22 protein-coding genes are annotated in these 24,318 nt (G+C 66.1%); 10 read left to right on the top strand and 12 right to left on the bottom strand.

Translation table 11 applies throughout. From position 1 onward, the window contains the following. Positions 1 to 629, bottom strand: a 629-nt coding sequence (locus ACT4OC_RS26600) for a pirin family protein (RefSeq protein WP_444842023.1), incomplete at its 3' end; no start/stop codon positions are given. A 132-nt stretch (positions 630 to 761) separates the two neighbouring features. On the opposite strand from ACT4OC_RS26600, the gene ACT4OC_RS26595 reads away from it, so the two are divergent. Next, the gene (locus ACT4OC_RS26595; protein ID WP_444842022.1) at positions 762 to 1,676 is read left to right on the top strand and encodes a LysR family transcriptional regulator; all 915 of its coding nucleotides are present in this window, start codon (positions 762 to 764) and stop codon (positions 1,674 to 1,676) included. A 153-nt stretch (positions 1,677 to 1,829) separates the two neighbouring features. On the opposite strand, the gene ACT4OC_RS26590 is transcribed toward ACT4OC_RS26595, so the two are convergent. The 3 genes from ACT4OC_RS26590 to ACT4OC_RS26580 form a co-directional block, all read right to left on the bottom strand. Next, complete coding sequence (locus ACT4OC_RS26590) at positions 1,830 to 2,444, bottom strand: glutathione S-transferase family protein (RefSeq protein ID WP_444842021.1); 615 nt, start codon at positions 2,442 to 2,444, stop codon at positions 1,830 to 1,832. 82 nt (positions 2,445 to 2,526) lie between these two features. Continuing rightward, complete coding sequence (locus ACT4OC_RS26585) at positions 2,527 to 3,366, bottom strand: MBL fold metallo-hydrolase (RefSeq protein ID WP_444842020.1); 840 nt, start codon at positions 3,364 to 3,366, stop codon at positions 2,527 to 2,529. Continuing rightward, positions 3,363 to 3,737, bottom strand: coding sequence for a Crp/Fnr family transcriptional regulator (locus ACT4OC_RS26580; RefSeq protein ID WP_444842019.1), 375 nt, complete (start codon positions 3,735 to 3,737; stop codon positions 3,363 to 3,365). The genes ACT4OC_RS26585 and ACT4OC_RS26580 overlap by 4 nt, the downstream gene beginning before the upstream one ends. Positions 3,738 to 3,984: 247 nt before the next feature. On the opposite strand from ACT4OC_RS26580, the gene ACT4OC_RS26575 reads away from it, so the two are divergent. From ACT4OC_RS26575 to ACT4OC_RS26565, 3 genes are all read left to right on the top strand, one after another. Beyond that, positions 3,985 to 4,935 (top strand): hypothetical protein, encoded by a 951-nt coding sequence (locus ACT4OC_RS26575; protein WP_444842018.1) that lies wholly within the window; start codon positions 3,985 to 3,987, stop codon positions 4,933 to 4,935. Between the two features lie 90 nt (positions 4,936 to 5,025). Continuing rightward, positions 5,026 to 6,585, top strand: a complete 1,560-nt coding sequence (locus ACT4OC_RS26570; protein WP_444842017.1) for a hypothetical protein — start codon at positions 5,026 to 5,028, stop codon at positions 6,583 to 6,585. A gap of 71 nt (positions 6,586 to 6,656) precedes the next feature. After that, the gene (locus ACT4OC_RS26565; RefSeq protein WP_444842016.1) at positions 6,657 to 6,827 is read left to right on the top strand and encodes a hypothetical protein; all 171 of its coding nucleotides are present in this window, start codon (positions 6,657 to 6,659) and stop codon (positions 6,825 to 6,827) included. 4 nt (positions 6,828 to 6,831) lie between these two features. Here ACT4OC_RS26565 and ACT4OC_RS26560 read toward each other — a convergent pair whose 3' ends face one another. The 3 genes from ACT4OC_RS26560 to putA form a co-directional block, all read right to left on the bottom strand. Next, positions 6,832 to 7,479, bottom strand: coding sequence for a glutathione S-transferase family protein (locus ACT4OC_RS26560; RefSeq protein ID WP_444842015.1), 648 nt, complete (start codon positions 7,477 to 7,479; stop codon positions 6,832 to 6,834). A gap of 146 nt (positions 7,480 to 7,625) precedes the next feature. Then, a complete protein-coding gene (locus tag ACT4OC_RS26555) occupies positions 7,626 to 8,834 on the bottom strand; it encodes a CaiB/BaiF CoA transferase family protein (protein ID WP_444842014.1) in 1,209 nt (402 codons plus the stop codon). A gap of 132 nt (positions 8,835 to 8,966) precedes the next feature. Beyond that, positions 8,967 to 11,975 carry a bifunctional proline dehydrogenase/L-glutamate gamma-semialdehyde dehydrogenase PutA gene (gene putA, locus ACT4OC_RS26550; RefSeq protein ID WP_444842013.1) on the bottom strand — a complete coding sequence of 1,003 codons (3,009 nt, stop codon included), beginning with the start codon at positions 11,973 to 11,975 and terminating at the stop codon, positions 8,967 to 8,969. Between the two features lie 206 nt (positions 11,976 to 12,181). On the opposite strand from putA, the gene ACT4OC_RS26545 reads away from it, so the two are divergent. After that, positions 12,182 to 12,841: a Spy/CpxP family protein refolding chaperone gene (locus ACT4OC_RS26545; protein ID WP_444842012.1), complete on the top strand. Its 660-nt coding sequence runs from the start codon at positions 12,182 to 12,184 to the stop codon at positions 12,839 to 12,841. 142 nt (positions 12,842 to 12,983) lie between these two features. Next, entirely contained in the window at positions 12,984 to 13,625 is a 642-nt protein-coding gene (locus tag ACT4OC_RS26540; RefSeq protein WP_444842011.1) for a hypothetical protein, read from the top strand. A gap of 94 nt (positions 13,626 to 13,719) precedes the next feature. On the opposite strand, the gene ACT4OC_RS26535 is transcribed toward ACT4OC_RS26540, so the two are convergent. From ACT4OC_RS26535 to ACT4OC_RS26525, 3 genes are all read right to left on the bottom strand, one after another. Further along, the gene (locus ACT4OC_RS26535; protein WP_444842010.1) at positions 13,720 to 13,920 is read right to left on the bottom strand and encodes a cold-shock protein; all 201 of its coding nucleotides are present in this window, start codon (positions 13,918 to 13,920) and stop codon (positions 13,720 to 13,722) included. Between the two features lie 358 nt (positions 13,921 to 14,278). Beyond that, a complete protein-coding gene (locus tag ACT4OC_RS26530) occupies positions 14,279 to 14,518 on the bottom strand; it encodes a hypothetical protein (RefSeq protein WP_444842009.1) in 240 nt (79 codons plus the stop codon). A gap of 153 nt (positions 14,519 to 14,671) precedes the next feature. Then, positions 14,672 to 16,417: an adenylate/guanylate cyclase domain-containing protein gene (locus tag ACT4OC_RS26525; protein WP_444842008.1), complete on the bottom strand. Its 1,746-nt coding sequence runs from the start codon at positions 16,415 to 16,417 to the stop codon at positions 14,672 to 14,674. A gap of 135 nt (positions 16,418 to 16,552) precedes the next feature. Here ACT4OC_RS26525 and ACT4OC_RS26520 point away from each other — a divergent pair, with 135 nt between their 5' ends. Next, positions 16,553 to 18,115 (top strand): glycosyltransferase family 39 protein, encoded by a 1,563-nt coding sequence (locus ACT4OC_RS26520; protein ID WP_444842024.1) that lies wholly within the window; start codon positions 16,553 to 16,555, stop codon positions 18,113 to 18,115. Between the two features lie 134 nt (positions 18,116 to 18,249). Here the strand turns inward: ACT4OC_RS26520 and ACT4OC_RS26515 are convergent, their stop codons facing one another. Together ACT4OC_RS26515 and ACT4OC_RS26510 are read right to left on the bottom strand one after the other, a co-directional pair. Next, positions 18,250 to 19,275: a YcjF family protein gene (locus ACT4OC_RS26515; protein ID WP_444842007.1), complete on the bottom strand. Its 1,026-nt coding sequence runs from the start codon at positions 19,273 to 19,275 to the stop codon at positions 18,250 to 18,252. Then, a complete protein-coding gene (locus ACT4OC_RS26510; protein WP_444842006.1) occupies positions 19,272 to 20,738 on the bottom strand; it encodes a YcjX family protein in 1,467 nt (488 codons plus the stop codon). Before ACT4OC_RS26510 ends, ACT4OC_RS26515 begins: the two co-directional genes overlap by 4 nt. A gap of 339 nt (positions 20,739 to 21,077) precedes the next feature. On the opposite strand from ACT4OC_RS26510, the gene trhA reads away from it, so the two are divergent. The 3 genes from trhA (at position 21,078) to ACT4OC_RS26495 (ending at position 23,964) form a co-directional block, all read left to right on the top strand. Next, complete coding sequence (trhA, locus tag ACT4OC_RS26505) at positions 21,078 to 21,770, top strand: PAQR family membrane homeostasis protein TrhA (RefSeq protein WP_444842005.1); 693 nt, start codon at positions 21,078 to 21,080, stop codon at positions 21,768 to 21,770. A 41-nt stretch (positions 21,771 to 21,811) separates the two neighbouring features. Next, complete coding sequence (locus ACT4OC_RS26500; protein WP_444842004.1) at positions 21,812 to 22,606, top strand: SDR family oxidoreductase; 795 nt, start codon at positions 21,812 to 21,814, stop codon at positions 22,604 to 22,606. Positions 22,607 to 22,833: 227 nt separating this feature from the next. Then, positions 22,834 to 23,964, top strand: coding sequence for an IS110 family transposase (locus ACT4OC_RS26495; protein ID WP_444842003.1), 1,131 nt, complete (start codon positions 22,834 to 22,836; stop codon positions 23,962 to 23,964). The last annotated feature ends 354 nt before the right edge of the window (positions 23,965 to 24,318 follow it).

Raw genomic sequence — 24,318 nt, 5'->3', positions numbered from 1 at the left:
GCCGCGCCATCGCGGGCATTGACCCGCACGCCGTTCACCTCGACGCTGCCGACCGCCGGCACGAGGTAGAGATGGCGCGCCTTCTGCGCCGTATATTCCGCGCTCTCTCCGGCCTTCAGCGTGGTGGCGAGCACCCTCGCATCGGCCCGGATCGGCAGCGCGTCCTGGTCGCCGGCAATGCCGCTCGCGATGGTGACGAGCTTGCCGTTGGCGCGATCCGCTTTCGGGAACGGCTTGGCGCCCCAGGTCGGCTGGCCGCCATGCGTGTGGGGCTCGATCCAGATCTGGAAGATCGTCGTCTTGCCCGGCTCCAGATTGTACTCCGAATGGCGGATGCCGCTGCCCGCGCTCATCACCTGCACGTCGCCGGCTTCGGTGCGGCCCCTGTTGCCGAGGCTGTCCTGATGCGTGATGGCGCCTTTGCGCACATAAGTGATTATCTCCATGTTGGCATGGGGGTGGGCGGGAAAGCCGGTGTTCGGTGCGATCTCGTCGTCGTTCCAGACCCGTAAGCTACCGTGGCCCATGTTTGCGGGGTCGTAATAGCTGGCGAAGGAGAAGTGATGCTTCGCTTTCAGCCAGCCGTGATCGGCGCCGCCGAGCTTTGCGAAGGGTTTCAGTTCGATCATTGGATATTCCTCACACTCGATTTGAGGCCGGGCGCCCGCCCGGCGTTTGCATGGCACCTGGATATGCATCCGATCGTGGTATAGAAATAGAAACTATCGAAACTCATTGTTTCCATTATTGAGGATAGCCAAATGGCACGGCTTCCGGACTTCGAGGCGCTGGCGATCTTCGCCAAGGTGGTGGAATTGCGCTCCTTCGCGGCGGCTTCCGGCGAACTGGCGCTGTCCAAGGCCACGGTGTCGAAGGCGGTGAGCCGGCTGGAGGAGAGGTTGGGGGCGCGCCTGTTCAACCGCACCTCGCGGCGGCTGGCGCTGACCGACGCCGGGCAAAAGCTCGCCGAGCGCGCGGCGCGGCTGCTCGCCGACGGCGAGGCGGCGGAGAACGAGGCGCTGGCGCAATCGGCAACCCCGCGCGGCCTGGTGCGGCTCGCGGCGCCCATGAGCTTCGGCATCAAGACCGTGGCGCCGCTATTGCCGGAATTTCTCGCGCAGTATCCGGAAGTGTCGATCGACCTGCATTTGAGCGACGCCACGGTCGACCTGATCGGCGAGGGTTTCGATGCGGGCCTGCGCATCGCGCGGCTGCCGGATTCCTCGCTGATTGCGCGAAGGCTCTGCGGCATGCCACGCTACACGGTGGCGGCGCCGTCCTACCTCAAGCGCCACGGCCGGCCGACTCATCCCATGCATCTCGCCGACCACAAGTGCTTCGGCTACGCCTATCTGTCGACGCCCGGCGTCTGGCACTACACCAATGCGGCCGGCGAGCAGGCGAGCGTGCGCCCTGCCGGGCAACTCCGCGTCAACAATGGCGAGGCCGTCTTGCCGGCGCTGCTCGCCGGTCTCGGCATCGCCGACCTGCCGGAATTCATCGTCGGCGACGCGGTGCGCTCCGGCGAAGTCGAGGTGATCCTGAAAGGCTGGAAGCAGCCCGAAGGCGCGGTGCATCTGGTGACGCCGCCCGGCGGCCCGCGGCCGGCAAGGGTCGAGGTGCTGGCGGAGTTTTTGACGAGGCAGTTTGCCAGGGGGAAGAAGCGCGGCGCTTAGCGTGTGCGTGGCAGCAGACGGGCTTTCATCCTTCGAGACGCGCCCAAAAAGGGCGCGCTCCCCAGGATGAGGTCTTTATTCAGCACGCGATGCTAAACCCTCATGGTGAGGAGCGCGGCAAGGCCGCGCGTCTCGAACCATGAGAGCCGAGCTCTACGCCTTCGTCGACGGCCGCTGCGCGATGTGGTCGAACCATACGGCGATACGCGCGTTGCTGCGGTCGAGCGGCTGGCCAACCTGGCTGCCGAAATTGAGCCAGCCCCAAAGGTGGATGTCGGCGAGCGTGAAGCGCTCGCCGCAGACATACTCGCGGCCGTCGGCCATCTGGCCGTCGAGCCACTTCAGGCGGTTCTGCGCCACCATCTTCAGGCCCGGCGAAGCCTCCGGCGCCACCGGAATCCGCTTCTCGAACATCTTCAGCCCCTCGCCGTAACGGAAGCCGTTGGCGAGCGGCTCGCAGATATTGAGATCGACGCGGCGCGTCCACATCCGGCATTCGGCGCGCTCCTCCGCCGTCGAGCCGATCAGCGGCGGGGATGGCTTCTTCTCTTCCAGATATTCGCAGATCGCGGTGATCTCCGAGAGATAGCTGCCGTCGTCGAGCTCCAGCGTCGGCATCTGCCCGTGCGGGTTGCGCTTGAGATGCTCGGCCTCGCGGTTCTCGCCCTTGCGCAGGTCCACCGTCTGCTTCGGTATCTCGATGCCTTTCTCCGTCATGAACATGCGGACGATGTGCGGATTGGGCCCGATCGAGTCGTACAGCTTCATTTCTCTCCCAGTTCTGTTGTTGCAGGCTTGTTGTGCCCGCCTTTGAACAGCCGGCCGCCGCATTTGTCAAACGTCGCAGCGGCTAGTCGCCGAGCTTGTTGAGGTCGCGCACCGATTGCATGATCGGGTCGAAGTTCGCTCGCGCGTCCAGCGCGTCGAACAGTTGCGCGGTGTCCTCCAGGAGGCCATGCGAGCGCTGGATCGCGATCCGCACGTCCTCCTGCGGCGTGTCGGAGAGCCGGCCGTGGCCGGAGAGCAGGATCTTCGAATTAAGTCCCTTGATCCGCTCCAGCGACTGGATGTAGTCGGCGATCGAGCCCGAGCCGAATACGCCGCCCATCACGCCGCCGGGCATCAGCGTGTCGGAGGCGAACAGCAGGCCCTTGTCCTGGTCGAACAGGGTAATGCAGGCGGAGGTATGGCCCGGCGTGTACATCACGACGAGGCGGAAATTGCCGAGGTCGATCAGATTGCCTTCCTCGAGCCAGATGTCGATGTCGATCGGCACGTTCGGCTCGTTGAACATCTTTCGCAGCATCGAAAAATCGTCGCGCAGCATGATCTTGTTGGCGGCGAGACGATGCGCGGCGATGTAGCTGCGGCCGTGGAAGTGATACGCCGCGCCGATATGGTCGAGATGCTCGTGGCTCAGCACCACCATGTCGATCTCGTCCGGCGTGACGCCGACATGGCCCAGACAGGAAACGAGGTGCGCGTAGTTGGTCGACAGTCCGACATCGATCAGGATCGTGCGCCTGCTTCCGCGCACGAGATACGCATTGGCGGCGCGGTTCTTGAAACGGACCTGGTAGACGTCATCGGCGGCCTGAATCAGCGTTGCGGCCTCGCCGTCGAGCAGCGTCTTGAACGGGCTTGGCCTGCGTTCGCTTATGGACTGGACGTTGGTTTGTCGGTCGCTCATTGACTTGATGCTGCCTTGAAGGTGCGATCGTTGGAAGCGCGCAGCCGCTTGGACAGCGCGTCCATGATCATCAGCGCAAAGGCCGGCTGCTGGCTGACGAGATAGACGAAACGCGCGTGATTGATCCGCATCACGCGGGTATGAGGCGCGGCCGCGATCGCGGTGGCCGAGCGCGACGAGCCGTCGATGACCGCCATCTCGCCGAAGAACTCGCCCTTGCCGAGGGTGACGATCGCGGTTTTGGCGGCGCCGTTCACCTTGGCGATCTCGACCTGTCCGTCGAGGACGACGTACAGCTCGCGTCCGTTGGAGCCTTCCTCGAAAATGACGTGGCCGACGTCATATTCGTCGATGCATCGCTCGATCGCCATGCCAGCCCTCGCGAGTTTGTCCGGTCGCCCCGGATGGGATGTTAGTCCCGAAATGCCCCCGTGCAAACGAGGCAGGACAAGGCCTTGCCGCAAAGCAGCATGGGCTGGGCCGCCACCGTCCGCCCATCTTGCCGGCCCAAATCCGCCCCGGATGGGTTCCTTAAATTTAGGTAACACCGATCCCCGGTAAGGAATTGGCAAGGAATGAAAGTTACCAAATGGTCAACGAATTCTGGAGAATCTTACCGTGAGCGAACGACAGAGCGAGCCGACCAGCGCTGAGATGGGTTCTGCGGGTGCCGCATCCGACGCCAGGATTGAGCCGGTCATGACGGAATCCCCGACGATTGCCCCGGACCAGGAATTGACCGCGCCGAGGCCGGATGCGCCGAACGTCGACGCGCCAATGGCGGAAGCACCCAAACCCGAAGTGAAGACCGGGAAGGCGGAAGCGTCGCGTCCGTCTGGCAATGTCATGATCATGTCGCCGGGCGAGCGGATGTGGGGCGGCGATGCCGGGCCGGCAATTGCGGCGGCTCCCAGGCGCCGCGTCGGGGCGATGGCGGCGGTCGTAGCGCTCGCAGCCATTGCCGGCGCAGTTGGCGGCGCGCTCGCCACGTCCGGTTCTGGTCAGGGCAATGCCACGGAGGCCGCCGCAGGACGCAATGTCGGACTGGAGGCTGCCATTGCCCGTATCGATGCCGATATCCTCGCGCTGAAAGCCGGCGTCGAGCAGAACGCCAGGCTTGGCGTGAGCCAGTTCAACAAGACCAGCGACCGCCTCGACAAGGTCGAGAAGGCGCAGATCGAACCCGCAGCGAAGCTCGCGCGGCTTTCCGACGAGGTCGGCAAGCTGCGCTCCGCGCAGGCTGCGGCCGCCGCTCCCGCTGCCGCCGCGCCGGCGCCCGTGGCTGCGGTGCCGGCAGCTTCGGCGGTGCCGAAGGACGTCACGGGATCGGTAGCGCCGCCGGCGCCGGCGGCTGCTGCCAAGGTCGAAGTCGGCCGCCTGCCGACAGTGGAAGGCTGGGTGCTGCGCGACGTCGGCAGAGGCAGCGCGCTGATCGAGAACCGCCGCCGTGGCCTCTACGAGGTGTACGCCGGCGATCCCGTTCCCGGCCTCGGCCGCGTCGATGCCATCCGCAAGCAGGACGGCCGCTGGGTAGTGGTCACCAGCAAGGGCCTGATCGTCTCGCGCTGACGGGCGGCTTTACGAAAACGCAAGGCGCCTCACCGCGATGTGAGGCGCCTTTTTGCTTGAATAGGCCTTTGGGCACGGTGTTAGTGGGGCATGAGTTTCGCGCTGCGGTCCTCCGTTGTCCTGCTTTGCCTGCTCGCCGGTGTTCCGTCGGCCCGCGCGGCACCGGACAAGCCATTGGAACGCGGAACCGCGGTCACCGATCCGCTGGCGCTCCGCGAGCTCGACCGTGGCCGCTTCGGCCTCGGCCGCATCCTCGATCCGCCGCGCGCCGAGGCGCGGCCCCTGGATAGCGCCGAGCTGTTCGGCCATCCGGCGATGGCGCCGGTCAAATCCGCGCTCGATGCGGAATTCGATCGCTACGTCGCAAGGCATGCCGCGGAGCAGCCCGCCGAGACCATCGGCGTCGGCGATGCCTTCGACTTCCGCCTGTTCGATCGCGCGCTCCTCACGTCCGCCGACACGCGTTTCGTCCTCGCTGGCATCGTCAACCGCTTGGACCGCGCCTATGTGTCGGAAAGCGGTTGCGGCGAAATCCGGCTGATATACCGCCTGACTCGCACGGATGTGGCTGCGAGCGGCGAGACGCCGGCGCGGCTGCCGGTCACGCTGAACGTGATCCTGCGCGCCGCCGGCGATCCTGCGGTCGATCGCGACGGCCAGCCGATCACTTGCGCGGTGGTTGCGCAGCGCTGGCTCGCGACGTCGGATCTGACGCTGACGGGGCGGGATCTCGCGGCGAAACTGCAGCTCAAGGACGGCCCGCTCGATCTCGTTTCGCCCCGCAACATCGACCGCATCGAGATCAATCTGCAGCTCGCGCATGCGCCGAAGGCGGCAAGGCGCGACTTCCGCACCGACTATCTCCTGAAGGTGTTCCGCTACGACGAGCAGGCTCGCGCCTTCAACGAAACGCCGTTGGAAAACCAGATCGACCGCGAGCGTCTGCTCGCCGATGCCGATCTTGCGCGCGAGTTCAGGGCATGGCTGCTCCAGCCCTCGCACTTTGCCGAGCTCGATCGCGGCACGATCCTGATCCCGGAGAAATTCCTGGCCAAGGCCGCCATCACCGCGACGCCGGTCGGTTTCGTGCCGTCGATTCTGCTGCCGGAATTCGGTCTCAGCGAAGGCGAGGGGAGCAAAGCGGTATTCAACGAGCGCGACGTCGTCGGTGCGCTGAAGAAGGCGGCGAGTGACGGAACGTCCTTGCAGAACATCCGCTCCTTCGGCGGCTTCAAACGTCGGCTCAACGACATCACCTGCTCCGGCTGCCACCAGACCCGCGGCATCGGCGGCTTTCATTTCCCGGGCGTCGACTGGATGGCGGCCAAGCCGTCCAACGCCGCCGTGGTGCCGGCCTCGCCGCATTTCTTCGGCGATCAGGAGCGCCGCCGCGACATCCTGGCCGCGCTGCGGGACGGCAGGCAGCCGGACTATTCCAGGGGATTTGCCAGCCGGCCGCAATTGCGCGGGGCAAAGGAGCTTGCCGGCACCGAATATAGCGACGGCTGGGGCGCGCATTGCTACCGGCTCATGCGCACAAGCGCCCGCAATGACCTCAGCTTTCGATCCTGGACCTGCGCGAAAGGGCTCGCCTGCCAGACCGCGGACCCGACGTCGCGCATGGGCATGTGCTTCGTGAAGGCGCGATAGGCACGCATCTTTGACCCCGCGCCGTCGTTTGGTGGTAAATTCCGGCGAGCCACGACAGAGGGATCCAGCCGATGAGCACTCCCGACGAATCCGAGGAGAGGGCGCGCAACCGACAAATCGCGCAGAACGAGCAGCGTCGTAAGGCCGTCACCGCCATCCGCGTCAGCGGCTGGGCGATCTTCATTACCTTCGTCATCGCCGCGATCGTCGCCGGAATTGTCTGGGCCTGGACGCACCGCTGAGGACCTACTTCGCGTAGTGCGTCAGCCGCTTCCCCGGCAGCAGGTCGTAGGCGGACTTCCATCCGGGCAGCTGCGCCATGCGGCCGAGCCAGGCTGCAATGGCGGGATGGCTGGCGGCAAAATGATAGCCGTGCTCGTCGGCGGGATAGTGCAGATAAGCCATCATGGAAATGTCGGCGACCGTCGGCCGCGCGCCGATGGCGAATGCGTCCGCCTTCAGATGCTGTTCGAGAATCGAGAGGAAATCGTCGAGCCGGCGGCGAAAGTGCTTCAGCACCTGCTCGTCCGGGGAAGAGGTGAATGTGCGCATGAAGCGATAGGTCGCCATGTAGCCGGTGAGCTTGTGGTTGTCCCAGAACAGCCAGCGCAGCAGTTCGAACTTCTCGTCCTCCGTCTCGCCGCCGAAGCGGCCATATTGCGCAGAGAGCTTGAGCAGGATCGGCGCGGTCTGCGTCAAGCGCCGGCCGTCGATCTCCAGCACGGGAATCTCGCCCATCGGATTGACGTCGCGCCGCCATTCCGCGCTGCGCGTGACGCCGCCTCCGAAATCGGTCCACACCCCCTCGAAGCTCTCGCCGCATAGCGTGAGCATCAGCGCGAGCTTGTAGCTGTTGCCGGATTCGGGAAAGTAGTGCAGCCGGTACTTCGGCATGGATGTTCTCTTTTCTTGAGCCCCGTCTCTCTCCTCCGTCATGCCCGGGCTTGACCCGGGCATCCACGTCTTTGTTGCCGCCAAAAGGAAGGCGTGGATGGCCGGGACAAGCCCGGCCATGACGGCGCTATTTGCCGGACATCAGGTCACGCCACGGCGCCCGATGCGCGCAGTTTCCTGATCGCGGCCTCGTCATAGCCGGCGTTGCGCAGGATCTCGTCGCTGTGCTCGCCGAGATCAGGCGGCTTGCGCGGCTGCACCTTCTTGGCTCCGTCGACCCAGATCGGGCTGCTGATGGTCAGCATGGTATCGTTCTCGAACGGCACCAGCACCTCGTTTTCGATCATCTGCTTGTCATCGGGGATGTCGTCGAGGATGCCGACCACGCCGAACACAAGGCCGTTGCCGTCGAGGATCCTGCGCCATTCGGCGAGCGGTTTGGTCGCGAACACCTCGTCGAAGATCTTCACCAGCTCCAGCGAGCGGGCGTGGCGGTCCATCTTGGTCGCAAAGCGCGGATCGCTCACCAGGTCTTCGCGGCCCATGCACTTCGCCAGCGTGGGCCACTGCCGGTCCTCGTTGAGCAGCGACAGGATCAGCCAGCGGCCGTCCTGGCACTGGTAGTGATTGGTCACGGCGTTGAGCGCATGTTCGCGCGGCCGCCGCGGCTGGAATTTTGCGCCGACCAGCTTGGCCTGCGCCAGCACGGAGGCGGCCCAAACGCCGTTGGCCATCAGGTTGGAGGCGACGTGCGAGCCCTTGCCGGTGCGCTCGCGCTTGTAGAGCGCGGTGACGATCGCGCCGTATAAGGCCATGGCGCAGGGATGGTCGCCCATGCCGGCGACCGAGCGCGCCGGTGTCGTATGCTCGTCGGCGCGCACGAGGTCCATCAGGCCGGAGCGCGCCCAATAGGCGTTGCTGTCGAAGCCGGGCTTGTTGGCTTCCTCGCCCTTCTCGCCATAGCCGGTGAAGGAGGCATAGATCAGCCGCTCGTTGGTCGGCGCCAGATGCTCGTAGGTGATGCCGAGCTTCTGGCGAACCTGCGGCGGCATGTTGGTGATGAAGACGTCGGCTTCCGCGGCGAGCTTGTGCAGCACCGCCTGACCTTCGGGCCTGGAGAGGTCGAGCGCGATGCTCTTCTTGTTGCGCGCCTCCAGCAGCCACGCGAAATTGTGCTCGCTGTGGGGATAGCCCGGCAGGTTCGGAAGGTTGCGGTAGGGATCGCCCTGGCCCGGCGGCTCGATCTTGATCACGTCGGCGCCGAAATCCGACAGCACGGTGGCGGCGGCGGGCGCGGCGATGAAGCTCGCGCAGTCCAGCACCTTCAGCCCGTCGAAAATGCCCATTTCTTCCATGATCGCTCCCTAGCGCTTGTTGGTCTGCCACCAGCCGAAATACCGGCGCAGCCCTGTTTCGGCAGCCATTTGAACCATCTTGGGGAGGCGATGCAACGCCGCGGGAGTCATGGGGCGATGCGCCACGCGAGACTACTCCCCGCCCGACAATAGCGCGGCATTGCCGCCGGCCGCCGCGGTATTGACGGTCACCGTCTGTTCGGTGGCAAAGCGCGTCAGGTAATGCGGGCCGCCGGCCTTAGGTCCGGTGCCGGAGAGGCCGAAGCCGCCGAACGGCTGCACGCCGACCACCGCGCCGATCATGTTGCGGTTGACGTAGACATTGCCGGCCTGCAACCGCGCCACGATGTCGTCGACGGTGTCGTCGATGCGCGAATGGATGCCGAGCGTCAGGGCGTAGCCGCTGCGCTCGATCGCGCGCAGCGCGCCCGCGAGCGCTTCGGCGCGAAAGCGCACCACATGCAGGATTGGCCCGAACACTTCTTCCGTCAGCTGGCCGGCCTCGCGCAGCTCGAAGATGTGCGGCGCGACGAAGTTACCCGCGGGGGCCTCGCCCGCAAAATGGACGCGCGCCTCGCGCTTCATCCGCGCGATATGCGCTTGCAGCTTCTCCCTGGCCTCCGCATCGATCACCGGCCCGACATGGGTCGCGGGATCGGCGGGATCGCCGAGCTTCAATTCGCGGGCGGCGCCCTCGATCATCTCGATCATGCGATCGGCAACGTCGTCCTGCACGAACAGCAACCGCAGCGCCGAGCAGCGCTGGCCGGCCGAGCGAAACGCGGAAGTGATGACGTCGTCGGCCACCTGCTCGGGCAACGCTGTCGCATCGACGATCATGGCGTTGATGCCGCCGGTCTCTGCAATCAGCGGCACGATCGGTCCGTCCTTGGCCGCCAGCGTGCGGTTGATGGCGCGCGCCACCTCCGTCGAGCCCGTGAAGACGACGCCGGCAATGGCGGGATGGGCGACCAGCGCCGCGCCGACCTTGCCGTCGCCCTGCACCAGATGCAGCGCGGAGGCCGGCACGCCGGCCTCGTGCAGCAGCTTCACCGCTTCGGCCGCGACCAGCGGCGTCTGCTCCGCGGGCTTCGCCACCACGGAATTGCCCGCCATCAGCGCCGCCGTCACCTGGCCGAGGAAGATCGCCAGCGGAAAATTCCAGGGCGAGATCGCGACGAATGCGCCGCGGCCGCGCAGGCGCAGCACATTGCTCTCGCCGGTCGGGCCCGGCATCGCCTCGCCCTCGCCGAACAGCCTGCGTCCCTGCATCGCATAGTAGCGGCAGAAGTCGATGGCCTCGCGCACCTCGGAGACGGAATCGTCGAGCGTCTTGCCGCCTTCGGATTGCAGCAGCGCGATGAAGCGCGCCCTGCGGCGCTCGAGGAGGTCGGCGGCGCGCTCCAGCATTGCCGCGCGCTGCGCGGCAGGGGTGAGGCTCCAGCCGCGAAATCCCGCGCCGGCCGCGGCAACTGCAGCTTCAGCCGGCGCGGGGCTCGCCATATCGGTGCTCTCGCTCGCGGGCGCGCGGGCGGCGGCAATGTCGGCGACGAGCTTGTCCAGCGCCGCGCGCTCGCCGAACTCGATGCCACCGGAGTTTTGCCTGACGGCATAGAGGTCCGCCGGCAGCGGAATGTCGGGATGGCAGGCCCGGTTTGCCGTGCCGATGATGTCGGCCGGCCTTTGCAACAGCCTGTCGATCGGCACGGTATTGTCGGCCGCCAGCGCGACAAAGGACGAGTTCGCGCCATTCTCCAGCAGCCGCCGCACCAGATAGGCGAGCAGGTCGCGGTGGCTGCCGACCGGCGCGTAGGTCCGATGCGCGATCTCCGGACGCTCCCGGCTGAGCTGCGCATACAAAGCCTCGCCCATGCCGTGCAGCCGCTGAAACTCGTAGCCGCCGCTGTCTCCGGCAAGCTCCAGGATGGTCGCCACCGTCAGCGCGTTGTGGGTGGCAAATTGCGGGAAGATGCGCGGTCGCAAGGAGAGCAGCTTTCGCGCGCAGGCGACGTAGTTCAGGTCCGTCATCGCCTTGCGGGTGAATACCGGATAGCCGTCGAGCCCGCGCTCCTGCGCGCGCTTGATCTCGGTGTCCCAATAGGCGCCCTTGACCAGCCGCAGCATCATGCGCCGGTCGCGTCGATGCGCGAGTTCATTGACGTAATCGATCACGTCGCTGGCGCGCTTTTGATAGGCCTGGATCGCCAGCCCGAAGCCGTTCCACCCCGTGAGCGAAGGGTCGGCAAAGGCGGCCGCGATCACGTCGAGCGACAGCTCCAGCCGGTCGGCCTCCTCGGCATCGACGGTGAGATTGAGATCGAACGCCTGGGCGCGGCGGGCGAGGTCCACCAGCAGCGGCACCAGCTCGCTCATCACCCGCGCACGCGACACCGCCTCGAAGCGCGGATGCAGCGCCGAGAGCTTTACCGAAATGCCGGGCCGGTCGGGCAGCGGGTTTGTGCCGGCCGCGCGGCCGATCGCCTCGATCGCATAGGCATAGGCATCGAAATAGCGCCTGGCGTCTTCGGCGGTGCGCGCGCCTTCGCCGAGCATGTCGAAGGAATAGCGCGACGGGCGTTCGGTATGCGGCCGCGCCCGCTCCAGCGCCGCCTCGATGGTCTCGCCGAGCACGAAATGGCTGCCCATCAGCCGCATTGCCTGCCGCGTCGCCGCACGCACCGCGGGCGCACCGAGCCGCTTGGTCAGGCGGCCGATCGTGCCTTGCGGCGTCTCGCCGGGCTGGATCACCCGGGCGGATATGCCGAGTGCCCAGGCCGAGGCGTTGACCAGGAACGCGCTCGACTTCGTCTCGTGATGGACGAAATCGCCTTGCGCCAGTCTGTCCTCGATGAACTGGTCGGCGGTGCGCGCATCCGGCACGCGCAACAGCGCTTCGGCCAGCACCATCAGCGCGAGGCCTTCTTTGGTCGACAGCGCGAACTCGCGCAGCATGTCCTCGACGCCGCCGAGCGGATCGTCATTGGCGCGGATCGTCTCGATCAGCCGCCGCGCCTCCCGGTCGATTCGTGCGTCCTGCGCCGGGGTGAGCTTCGGCAGGCCGAGCAGTTTCTCCGCGATAGCGACGTCGTCGGGCGCATAGGGCGCGCTGAAGGGCGGAAGCGGGGATGAATCGGACGGCATGGCGTTTCCTCGTGTGCCTCTCGAGATATACCGCAAGATCCTCGCGATTCCCCAAAAGATGCCCGGCTTGCCATGTCGAATTGGCGGGACGCATCGGCAGTCGGCGATCTCGATCGGCTACCGTTGATTTGCCTCAAGCGCCCTGGGCGGCGAACCGGCAATCTCATCGGATCTCGATCGAGGAGGCTTCCATGAAACATTTGGCATTGGCGGCGTTGCTTCTGGCAACCGCAAGTTCCCCGTCATTCGCGCAGTCGGCCGAACATGACCATCAGACCCACAAGGACGCGCCCGCGACCCAGCAGCCGACCTCACCCCAAGGCCAGGTCCAAGGACAGGTCCAAGGACAGGTCGGTTCGCCCAAGATGGGGATGATGAAAGGCGGAGGCATGATGAACCATATGGGCGGCAAGATGCCCATGATGGACATGATGGGAATGATGCGGCACGGGGGCGGCGGTGCAGCTTCGGATGGCGGCATGGGGATGGCCACCATCGACCGGGTCGAGGGGCGCATCGCGTTCCTGCGCGCCGAGCTCAAGATCACCGACGCTCAGAGCGCGGCCTGGAATGCATTTGCCGATGCGTTGCGCGCGAACGCCAGGAGCCTCGGCGAAGTGCGTGCAGCGATCGCGAATGGCGCGGCCCAACAGGGCCTGGTCGAGCGCTTTGCCTTGCAGGAAAAGTGGCTCGCCGCGCGGCTCGAAGGCGCCCGCGCGATCAAGTCTCCGCTGGTGTACCTGATGGCTGCCCTGTCCGACGATCAGAAGAAGGCGGCCGATGAGCTGCTCGCGCCGCACATGGGCATGATGGCGACGATGCAGCCCGGACAAATGAAATCGGACGCGGCGCAGCATGGCCGGTAACGTGGGCGCTTCTGGTGTGATCGAAAAAACGCGACGGCGGAAAAAGCCCCGCTCGCGAGGGTTCCGCGTTGGCAGGTGCGGGCGGTTGCGTTAATCCTGCCCCAGGTTCTCGATGGGGGCAGTCGCGGCCATGAGAGACACCATGCAATTGAAGCGCGTGCGCTGGCTTCGGCTCATGGCTGGGCTGGCGATGCTGGCGAGTGTGCCCGCAGCACCTGGTCTGGCCGGGCCGATCGAGATGAGCCGGGGGGTCGCCGACCTCTACACCAGTGTCTCGATCTATCCGCCATCGGCAACCCAGATGACGGTCTGCTACGGCTTCGTCTGCCGCCGCCGCCATGTCCTTGATTTCACCGCCGGCGATCGCGCCGCGCTCACGGCGATCATGAGTGCCGGCCGCGCCAGTGCGGCTGCGGAGCGGGCGGCCGTTCAGAAAGCCGTGGTCTGGTTCGATCGCAAGATGGGACCGATCCTTGGCACCAGCAGGCGCGTTGCGAAGGCGGATTTCCGCCATCGCGACGACGCGCATAATTACGATTGCTGGGACACCACCCGCAACACCACGAGCCTGCTATTGGTGATGCAGCAATGGGGGCTGTTGAAATTCCACGGCGTGGGCGATCCGAAGTATCGCGGCAACGCGCTGGTGCTGCAGACCCCGCACAACACTGCCGTGCTGGTCGATCGCGCCACAAAGGTCGAGTGGGTCGTCGATCTCTGGACACGCGGCTATCTGCAGCCGCCCGACGTCATGACCGTGGCGAAGTGGGTGACAGAGGATTAGCGGCCGGAAAAAAGATTCCCCGGTCGCGCTTGCTTTGGTGGCAATGGGCTGGAAACGGCGAGCCGCAGGGTTCGCCGTGCCGCGTTGAAACCGCCTAGACCTTCAGGTTCTCGGCCGAGGTCTTGCCGCGATTGGCGACCTCTTCGTACTCCACCGTCTGCCCCTCGTTGAGAGTGGTCAGCCCGGCCTTCTGCACTGCCGAAATGTGAACAAAAATGTCCTTGCCGCCCGTAGCGGGCTGGATGAATCCATAGCCCTTGGTTGGATTGAACCACTTCACCGTACCTTTAGGCATTCACGTCGTCTCCGCGGAATCGACAAAATAAAGCGAACCCCCGGTCCCCGCACTCACCGGCAGGCTCGCAAGGCACAGGATACGCGGGTTATTGCCGGGTTGGTAGCGCAAACAGCGTCGCGCCTTTCGGCAAAATCGCCCCTTATTGCCGTACAAAGTCGAGTTTTCGCGGAATTTGCGGCAATTTGAGTTCCAACTTTTGGCGAATTCGCAGCAATCCCGCCTCCGCAAGCGGGAAAAGGCGCGCGAGCGCCGCAGGCGGTGGCCGACGGGACAGCGGTCGGACGTCCGGCGGCCTCAGAGCGACATGGAAAGACCCCGGCCGGGACGACGGCCGGGGCAGAGAACAGCCGTCTAATCAGTAGACGCAGACGTTGACGGTACGCCAGCGGTAGCCGAACGGCGTCAGCACCATGCGCTTCTGGTAGCAGCCATAGCCGCCGGCAAAGAAACCGACGCCGTAGCCGGGGTACCAGTGGAGATGGTGGTGGTGCGGCTTCGGCCAGATCATCGGCGAGGCGGAAGCAGCGGTCGGGGACAGCGCCATGACGCCGAGCGAGGCGGCGGCAACGAGGGCGAGGGTCACTTTGCGAAACATGTCTTGCTCCTTTGGAATGCGCGGTAGCGCGGGTTTCAATTCACCCCTTGCTGATCGGTCGCATGCCGGGAGAGCGCGGTTCGAGGAAGGCGCATTACAGTTCGCTTAACTTGCTGAACGAACATTCAGGCGCGGCGGCGCGCCTGGTTAACGTCAGGCTGCGGCAACGTCGACGTCGACGACCAAAGTAGCCAATGTCCGCGCGTCTGTGATGGAGCGCACAATCATCGGCTCGTTGCGGCCGCGGATCGCAGCTTCCTGCTCCGGCAGCGTGTCGGCTTCGAGCCCGGCGGTTTCGCGCACCTCGTCGGAGATCACGACCTCGCAGGCGAGCGCCTTGGTCATGTCCTGCAGGCGGGCGGCGACATTGACGGGATCGCCGAGCGCGGTGAACACCATGTGATCGCGATAGCCGATGTCGCCGACGATCACCTCGCCGCCGTGGATGCCGATGCCGAAGCGGATCGGCTCGTGCAGGTCGTGGCTGAGAAACTTGTTGAGCTCCTCGACATTGGCCGCGATCATTGCCGCCGCACGCAGCGCCTGCCGGCAGGCCTGGCGCCGGCTCACTGAGAGGCCGAACAGCGCCAGCATGCCGTCGCCGACGAACTGGTTCGGCCGGCCGCCGGCGTCGAGCACCGCCGCCGACACGGCGCCGAGGAAACGGTTGACGATGAAGACCGTATCGAACGGCAGCCGCTTCTCCGCCATCTTCGTCGAGCCGCGCATGTCCACGAACATGCTGACGAGATAGCGCTCCTGGCCGATCCGCGCCGGACTGCCGGCGTGGCCGTCGGCCGAGACCGTGTGCGGCAGGAACAGCTGGAAGAAGGAAAGATCGGCAGTGGGCTTCAGCTGGCAGGCCAGACGGATGGAAGGATCGTCGGTGCCGACCCGGTGCAGCACGAACGCTTCGCGCTGCGACGGCGCCGGCAGGGCGCTGCAATCGCCGATGATGCGGATGCGGCAGGTCGAGCAGCGGGCGCGGCCGCCGCAGACCGAGGCATGCGGCACGCTGTTGCGCAGGCTGGCCTCCAGCACGGTCAAGCCCTTGGGCACCCGCACCGTGCGGCCGTTGCCATAGGAGAGGTTGATCATGCCGCCGCGCCGCTCGTGCAGGGCGCGCGCGCCGCGCGCCAGCAGCGCCAGCGCGATGAGTCCGAGATATAGCATCAGCGAATAGTCGACCGCGCGGTCGCTCGTTTCCTTCTCCTGCCGTGTCCCGATCTTGTCCGGGGACAGGTTCTCGGCCCGCCATTCGATGCCGTCGTTGTCGACGACGATCCGCCCACCCTGGTAGATGCCGAGCATGGCGAAGGCGGGCAGCAGGACGGCCGCGGCAAACAGCAGCGGCGCGGCGCGCTTGTAGAACGGCTTCATGCGCAGCCACATGTGCAGGCCGATGCAGCCATGGGTCCACGCGGCCAGGATGGCGGCCACCAGGCTCCAGATCCGCCAGGCGGGAAAGGCGACGAAATAGGAGAACAGCACCTGCGGATAGAGGAGCTCGCGACCGTTAAGCGTGTAGGCGAGCCGCACGCCGAGCACATGGGTGATCACCAACACCGGGATGCTCAGGCCGAGCGCGAGCTGCAACAGCTCCAGCGTCTTCCAGCGGAACTGCCGGCGTTCGTACAGCGCCCAGAGGCCGAGGCCCGTGTGCACGATGCAGGCTGTGTAGAACACGATCGAGACGGGGAGGAACTGCCAGAAGGCGGTGTGCCACCGCACCCCGTCCGCCATCGCCTCCAGCGAGATGTTGCCGAGGCCATGGTTGAGAAAATGGCTGACCAGATAGGTGAACAGGATGCTGCCGCTGACGAGCCGCACCTGCCGCAGCCCGATGCCCCGCGCAAGCTCCCTGATCTGCTCCGATGACGATGCGGCCTGGCCAACCATGCGTAAATCTTAGGGACTATTTCGCCGATATTGAAGCCCCGGTGCAAAGCTTCTGAAGCGGGCGCGGCGCCTTGACACCCCCTGAGGAGTCGAGGAGAAAGCGCCGTGACGACGACCCCGCCCGATCCATCGCACATGCACGCGCAACGCCCTGCCTGGCGGCCCTGGTTCGGCGTCGCCCTCGTCATCGCCGCGATGACCGCGATGCGGATCGTCTATGCCGGTGTGCTCGATCTGCGCACGGACGAGGCCTATTACTGGACCTGGTCGAAGGAGGGCGCGCTGTCGTTCCTCGACCATCCACCCATGATCGCCTGGTTCATCCGCTTCGGCACCGCGATCTTCGGCGATACCACGCTCGGCGTGCGCTTCGCCGGTATCCTGGCGATGCTGGCGACGCAGCTTCTGCTCGCCGACATCGTCCGCCGCGTCACGCACGACTTTCGCGCCATCGTGTTCGCACTGTTGTTGCCAGAGGCGGCGCTCTATTACGGGCTCTTGATGGCCAAGGTCGCGCCGGACACGGCGCTGATCCCGTTTGCGGTCGCCATGCTGTGGTCGCTGGTGCGGCTCAACGAGAGCGGCGACGGGCGCTGGTGGCTCGCGGGGGGGCTGTTTGCGGGGCTTGCGCTGCTCGCGAAATTCACCGCCATCATGCTGCTGCCGGCGGTCGCGGCATTCATGCTTGTGCCGGACTGGCGCTGGCGCTGGCTGCGCAGCCCCTATCCCTGGGCAGCGGTGCTGATTGCGGCGATCGTGTTCTCGCCGGTGCTGATCTGGAACTACCAGCACGACTGGGCCTCCTTCCGCTTCCAGTTCGTGCGCGCGGTGGCGACGCATCCTTTGTCGCTGCGCACCATCGGCGAGTTCGTCGGCCTGCAACTCGGCCTCGTCGGCTTCGTGCTGCTGCCGGTGGTGATATCGGGCGTAGCGCTGACGGCCTGGCGCGGCTATCGCCGTCGCGAGCCGGTCGCGATCCTGCTCTCGACCGCCGTGATCGTGCCGTTCGGCTATTTCTTCTGGAAGTCGCTGACATTGCGCGTCGGCGACACCTGGCCAATGTTCCTGTGGCCGGCGGGCTTTGCCGCCACCGCCATCAACGCCACGATGCTGCCGCGCGAGGGATTTCCGGAGTGGATCGTGAATTCCACCTTCGGCTGGATCCGCACCGCCATCGTCGCCGGCATCGCCTTCGTCGTCGGCGTATTCCTCTACTACGTCGCAGCGCCCTGGAATTTCATCGGTCGCACCGATCCGGTCGGCGGCGAGGCCGGCTACGAGCAGGTCGTGGTCCGCGCGCGCGACCAGTTGCAGCGAACCGGCGCGAGCTGGATCGCCACCACGGATTATCGCACCTATGCGATGCTGCGCTGGCACTTCAACGGGGAGGTCCCGGTGATCCAGCTCAACGAGCGCGGCCGCTTCCAGGGTTTTGCCGATCCGGGCATGGACCGGATCAGGGGCCGTGCCGGCCTCTATGTCGCGCGCGAGCCGGACAACGGATCGCCGCTGTGGAACGAGACCACGGCATCGCGCACGCCGCTCGAACGCGTCGAGCGAAGCTGGCGCGGCATGGTGATGGACACCTACGCGCTGGAAAAGCTGGAAGCGTGGACGCCGGAGCTTGCGCCGCCGCCGGACTCTCTCTTCTTCCGATGGCGCGTGCTGGCTTGGCTAGACCGGTCGCGGCTGTCATAGCGGCTTTCATCCTTCGAGACGCGCGCAAGAGCGCGCTCCTCAGGATGAGGTCTCAGACCAGTGCAAGCTGCTGAACCCTCATGGTGAGGAGCACGGCGACGCCGTGCGTCTCGAACCATGAAGGCCGGGATGCTTCACGCCTCCTGGTCCCGCTTGCGCAGCAGGTCGCCGGCGAGATCGCTCAACGCCGGCCGCGGCAGCGCGGTGAACGGCAGCGGGCGCGTCACGTCGATCGCGGCCAATCCGAGCCGCGCGGTCAAGAGCCCGTTCAGCACGCCTTCGCCAAGCCGCTGCGACAGCTTGGCCGCGATGCCATGGCCGAGCATCTGCTGCAACAAGGTGTTGCCCGCGGCCATGCCGCCGGTGATGGCGAGATGCGCGATGACGTGGCGGAGCAGGCTGATCATGCCGAGCGCGCCGGGCCGGCCGCCATAGAGCCGCGCCAGCTGCCGGATCATCTTCAGCGCGGCGACGAATACGAACAGCACGTCGAACAGCGCGCGCGGGCTGACTGCCGTGACGACGGAAACGCGCTGCGCTGCGACCGAAACGATACGGCGGGCTTCCTGGTCGAGCGGGGTCATCAACTCGCGCTCGGCCAGCCGGATCATGTCGGCGCCGTCGATGATGTCGCCGGAATGCTCGGTCAGCGCCGCGCGGGCACGCGCCAGGCGCGGATTTTGATGCGCCAGCTTGAGCAGGTCGCCGACGATGGCGCGGCTCTCGGCGCGGTCGTCGCTGGCGAGCACGGCGGCGGCGCACGCATGCAGCTTCTCGATGGCCGCAAGGCGCATCAGCCCGAACACCTCGCGCCCCGTTACGACGGCGAGCGCCAGCCCCGCGGCCGCGGCAAAGCCGAGGCCGAGCCAGCCGAGGCTCTGGTTGAGCGCAAAGAGATCCTCGATCAGCCTGGCGACGCCGAGACCGGCGCCAAGCACGACGAGACCGGCGGTGGCGCTCCAGAACAGCGTGCCCCAGCCGAAGCGGCGGCGCACGGCAACCGGTCGCGTCTCGAGCGGCACCGGCAGCAGCTCAGGCTCCGCCTCGGGCGTGACGCGCACCGTGCCGCGGGCGAGGGGGGCGGGCTCCTCCGCGTCCACCACGACCACGTTGGCGTCGCCGAGCTTGAAGGTCGCGGGCTTGCGCGTTTTCTCGCTCATTGCAGTCGGTCTCCGATCAGGAACTGGAGGGCGCGGTCGAGGCGGATGTGAGGCAGCGCGGGCTCGGCGTCGCCCTCGCGTTCCAGAAGCGGCGGGCGGAAGCGCAGGAAGCGGAAATCCGCCGTCTCCGACGCCGTGCTGGCAAGCCCGCGGAAGCCGTCGCCCTTGAACAGGCTTTCGGGATCGGCCGGCAGGTCGCCGGGAAAGGTCGCAACTTCCGTTGCGCCGTCGAACAACTCGCCGTTGGCGCTTTCGCCGGCCGCGGGCGTGCCCAGCAGCGACGGCAGCTTGTCGCGGCCGCGCTGCACCGTCGCCTCGCGCGTCGCGCGCACCGCCGCCAGCGCCACCACGTCGATGGCAGCTTCTTCGTGTTCGGCGCGCTCGGCCGCGCGCGCCACGATGCGGTGCAGGATCGCCTCCAGCCGGTCGTGGCTGGTGTGATGCAGATGATCGGCCTTGGTCGCGGCAAACAGGATGCGGTCGATGCGCGGCCGGAACAGGTTGGAGAAGAAGCCGGAGCGGCCGATGCGGAAGCAATCCAGGATGCCGGCGAGCGCGGCTTCCAGATCGTGCAGCGCCTCGGGGCCGGAATTGAACGCGGCGAGCGCGTCGACCAGCACGATCTGGCGGTCGAGCCGTGCGAAATGTTCGCGGAAGAACGGCCGCACCACCGCGTCCTTGTAGGCTTCGTAGCGCCGCACCATCATCGCCCACAGCGATCCCTCCGGCGCGCTGCCGTCGATCGCCACGTCGAGCGGCGCGAAGGTCAACGCCGGCGAGTTGGCGAGATTGCCGGGCATCAGGAAGCGGCCGGGCGGCAGCAGGCTCATGGCAAAGCGCTCGTCGCGGCAGGCGCGCAAGTAATCGGTGAACAGCCGCGCCGATGTCAGCGCCGCCTGCTCGTCGGCGCGGCCTTCGGCGGAGAGCGTCGCCAGATATTCGTGCCAGGGCGCGGCGAGCTTTTTGCGCGGCCCCTCCCGCGACAAGGCCAGGCTCTCCGCCGACCACTGCTCGAAACTCTTGTTCAGCAGCGGCAGGTCGAGCAGCCACTCGCCGGGATAGTCGACGATGTCGAGGGTGAGGCTGCGGTCCGCGCCGTTCTGCCGCTGATAGTCGATGACGAGCCGGAGCTCGCTGATATCGGTGGTCGAGCTCGGCCAGCGCCGGTCGGCAACCAGCGTGCTGACGTGGTTCTCATAGTCGAAGCGGGGCACCGCGTCGTCCGGCTGCGGCTCCAGATGGGCGCGCGCGATGCGTCCGCCGGCATAGGCCTCGAACACGGGAAAGCGGCCGCCGCGCGTCAGCCCGTGGATCAGCGCGGTGATGAACACGGTCTTGCCGGCGCGCGACAGTCCGGTGACGCCGAGCCGGACCGTGGGGTTGAACAGGCCGTCGCCATAATCCCACAGCGCCCGCGCCGACAGCCGCGCCTCCTCGAGGATGTCCTGGAAACTGGGAGGCATGCGGCAGCGTTGAAACCCGGCGTGAGGTGGGCAATTTCCGTAAAAGTACCGTCAGCAAAAGTGGCGATTGGCGGGCCAAAATCAAGCATAGACCGTCATACCCCGCGAATGCGGGGTACCGGCCTTCGGATGAGGCACGCCGGTGGAATACTGGATCGTCCGCCTGCCGCCTTCGCTAAAGCTTCGGCGCCCCAACACCGCTAGCCCGGCGAAGCCTTGGCGTAGACGGGTCGCGGATGATGACGATTTCGGGGCGGGGCGACCGCACTGTGAACCCTTCGTTGACCAGATTTGCCGCATGATCTATCGAACCGGAAAGCTGAGCAGGCCTGACGCCACATGACCGTTTTCCGACTGAAGCAACTGGCCTCGAATTCGCTCCATGCGGCGGCCGGCGCCGTGCACTGGAATTTCGACCGCGCCGAGGTGATCGCCGACGGCGTCGTGCACATCGTCGGCCTCTGCTTCGGCCTGGTCGCCGCCAGCGTCCTGATCGTGCTCGCCTGCGTCTATGCCACCGCCCTCGATATCGTGGTGTCCGCGATCTATGTCGCCGGCCTTCTCGCCATGCTCGGCCTGTCCGCCACCTACAATCTCTGGCCGGTGTCGCGCGCCAAATGGGTGCTGCGCCGCCTCGATCACTCCGCGATCTACGTGCTGATCGCGGCGACCTACACGCCCTTCATCGTGCAGGTGAAGAGCGTGCTGGCCGTCGTGCTGCTGGTCTGTGTGTGGTGCGCGGCCATCGCCGGCATCGTGCTGAAGCTGAAATTTCCCGGCAGGTTCGACCGGCTGTCGATCGGGCTCTACCTCGCCATGGGCTGGAGCGGCATGATGCTCTATGATTCCGTGGTCAAGGCCTTGCCGGCGCTGGCGCTGGGCTTCGTCGTCGCGGGCGGGGTGTTTTACACCCTCGGCGTGATCTTCCACGCCTGGCAGCGGCTGCGCTTCCAGAACGCGATTTGGCACGGCTTCGTGCTCTCCGGCGCCGCCTGCCACTACACGGCAGTGCTCGACATCGTTCTGAAGTAGGCGATAATAAAACAATCACGAAAGAAAGCGGGGAGGGTGCCATGCAGGTCACCGGCAAGGTCGTCGTCGTCACCGGCGGCGGTAACGGCATCGGGCGGGCGATGTGCGAGGCCTTCCATCGCGCCGGCGCCGCCAAGGTGGTGGTTGCCGATATCGATCCCAATGCCGCGCGCGCGGTCGCCGGCGGCATCAACGGCGCCGCTTTCAAATGCGACGTCGGCAAGGAAAAGGACGTCGCCCACGTCATCGAGGAGACCGAGCACCAGTTCGGCCCGATCGCGCTGTTCTGTTCCAATGCCGGCATCGGCGGCGGTTTCGATCCGCTGTCGGTCAATGCCGGCGGGGATTCCGACGAGCCCTGGCAGCGCAGCTGGGCCATCCACGTGATGGCCCATGTCTATGCCGCGCGGCATCTCGTCCCGCGCTACAAGGCGCGCGGCGGCGGCTATTTCCTCAACACGATTTCCGCGGCCGGCCTGCTCTCGCAGGTCGGCAGCCCCGCTTATTCGACGACGAAGCACGCCGCGGTCGGCTTTGCCGAAAATCTCGCGATCTCGCACAAGGCCGACAACATCGGGGTTTCCATCCTCTGCCCGCAGGGCGTCGACACCAACATGCTGCGCTCGATCCCCAAGGGGCCGCAATCCGGCGACGGCGACCTCTCGCCCGAGCAGGTGGCCAGGGACGTGCTCGCAGGATTGGAGCAGGAGACCTTCGTGATCCTGCCGCACCCGCAGGTACTCGGCTACATGCGCCGGAAGACCGACGATTACGACCGCTGGATCTCGGGCATGGCCCGGATCCAGGCGAAGATGCGCGAGAGCTACGGGAAGTGACCCCCTCATGGTGAGGAGCCTGCGAAGCAGGCGTCTCCGGACGACACTTCGCATCGCCGGGCGAACCATGAAGCCCCCGCTCTCGCCCGCAGCCATCCTTCGAGACGCGGCCTTGCGGCCTCCTCAGACCGTATGTCCCTTTGCGGAACGGAGGCGACTCACCCTCGATGCGCATGCGAGGGTTACCCGGATAGGCCGGGCAGAGCCTCACGCAAGGAGGGCGAGTCATGGGAGATTATAGCGAGGCTTTCATCGGTATCGATACGTCGAAGTTGCGCAATGCGGTTGCGATTGCGGAGGCCGGCCGGGGTGGCGAGGTCCGGTTCCTTGGGGAGATTGACAACACACCGGCGGCAACGACGAAGCTCGTGCGCAAGCTGGCCGCCAAGTATAGGCGGCTGACGTTCTGCTACGAGGCCGGGCCGACCGGCTACGGACTGCACCGGCAGATCAAGGGGTTGGGCTTCGAATGCACAGTGGTCGCGCCTTCGCTGATTCCAAAGCGACGGGGCGACAAGGTGAAGACCAACCGGCGCGATGCGCTGAGTCTGGCGAAGCTGCTGCGTGCCGACGAGCTGACCCCGGTCTGGGTGCCGGATGGGCGCCACGAGGCGATGCGCGATCTGACGCGGGCACGCGAGACGGCGATGCTGGACTTGCGCACGAAGCGCCAGCACGTCTCGGCCTTTCTGCTGCGGCTGGGAAGGCCTTATCCGGAGAACAGGAAGACCTGGACGAAGGCGCATGTGAGCTGGATCGCAGGCCAGAAGCTCGAGCATCCGCAACAGCGCCTTGTGCTGGAGGAGATGATGCTGGCGATCCGCCAGGCTCAGGAGCGCCTCCAACGGTTGGAGCAGGCTATCGCCGCGGCTGTTCCGGAATGGTCGCTGGCGCCGCTGGTCACCGCATTGATGGCCATGCGCGGCATGGATCTGATCTCGGCCACGACGCTGCTGGCCGAGATCGGCGATCTCTCGCGGTTCCGAACGCCGACCGAGCTGATGGCCTATCTCGGGCTCGTGCCTTCGGAGGATTCGACCGGCGACACCATCAGGCGCGGACCGATCACCAAAGCCGGCAACCGGCGCGCCCGGCGCATGCTGGTGGAGTGCTCGTGGAGCTATCAGCATCCGCCGCGGGTCGGACAAGCCAAGCAGTCGAAGGTCGATGCGGCCCCGCCGGCGGTTCGCGAGATTGCCTGGAAGGCGCAATGCCGGCTGTACCGGCGCTATCGCACGCTGATCAGGAAAGGCAAGCTCAAGACCGTCGCCATCGTCGCGATCGCACGCGAGCTCGCTGGCTTCATCTGGGCCGTTGCTCGCGCCGTCACCATGCCCACCGCGCCAGCCGCTGCTTAAGAGGCCTGCCAAGGGGAGCCAGCGGCCAGACCGAACGCTAACCAGGGAGCCCGGCGCCGGGGCATGATCCGGCGAAGCGATAAATCTCGTGCAACGGCGGAAGCAGAGCCGCGGCAGGGGAATTCCCGATCATCCTGTGTGACCGATCGCAAGATCGACGTCCGACCTCAGACCGGGACAGCCCCAGACGAACCAACGGAAATGCGTGAACCCGCGAATAAGAGCTTGTTGACCGACGTCTCTGGGTTCTGCTTCCACCCTTGCACGATCATCTCAACTCACATCCCTCCCGCAATGCCGGGAGAAACTATTCGTCATGTCTGGCCTCTTGACTTGGGACATAAGAGGATGAGG

The sequence above is a fragment of the Bradyrhizobium sp. genome, from assembly GCF_052389815.1.
Classification (GTDB): domain Bacteria; phylum Pseudomonadota; class Alphaproteobacteria; order Rhizobiales; family Xanthobacteraceae; genus Bradyrhizobium.
The sequence above is the reverse complement of the archived record's forward strand: the minus strand, read 5'-3'. Positions and strand labels throughout refer to the sequence as shown.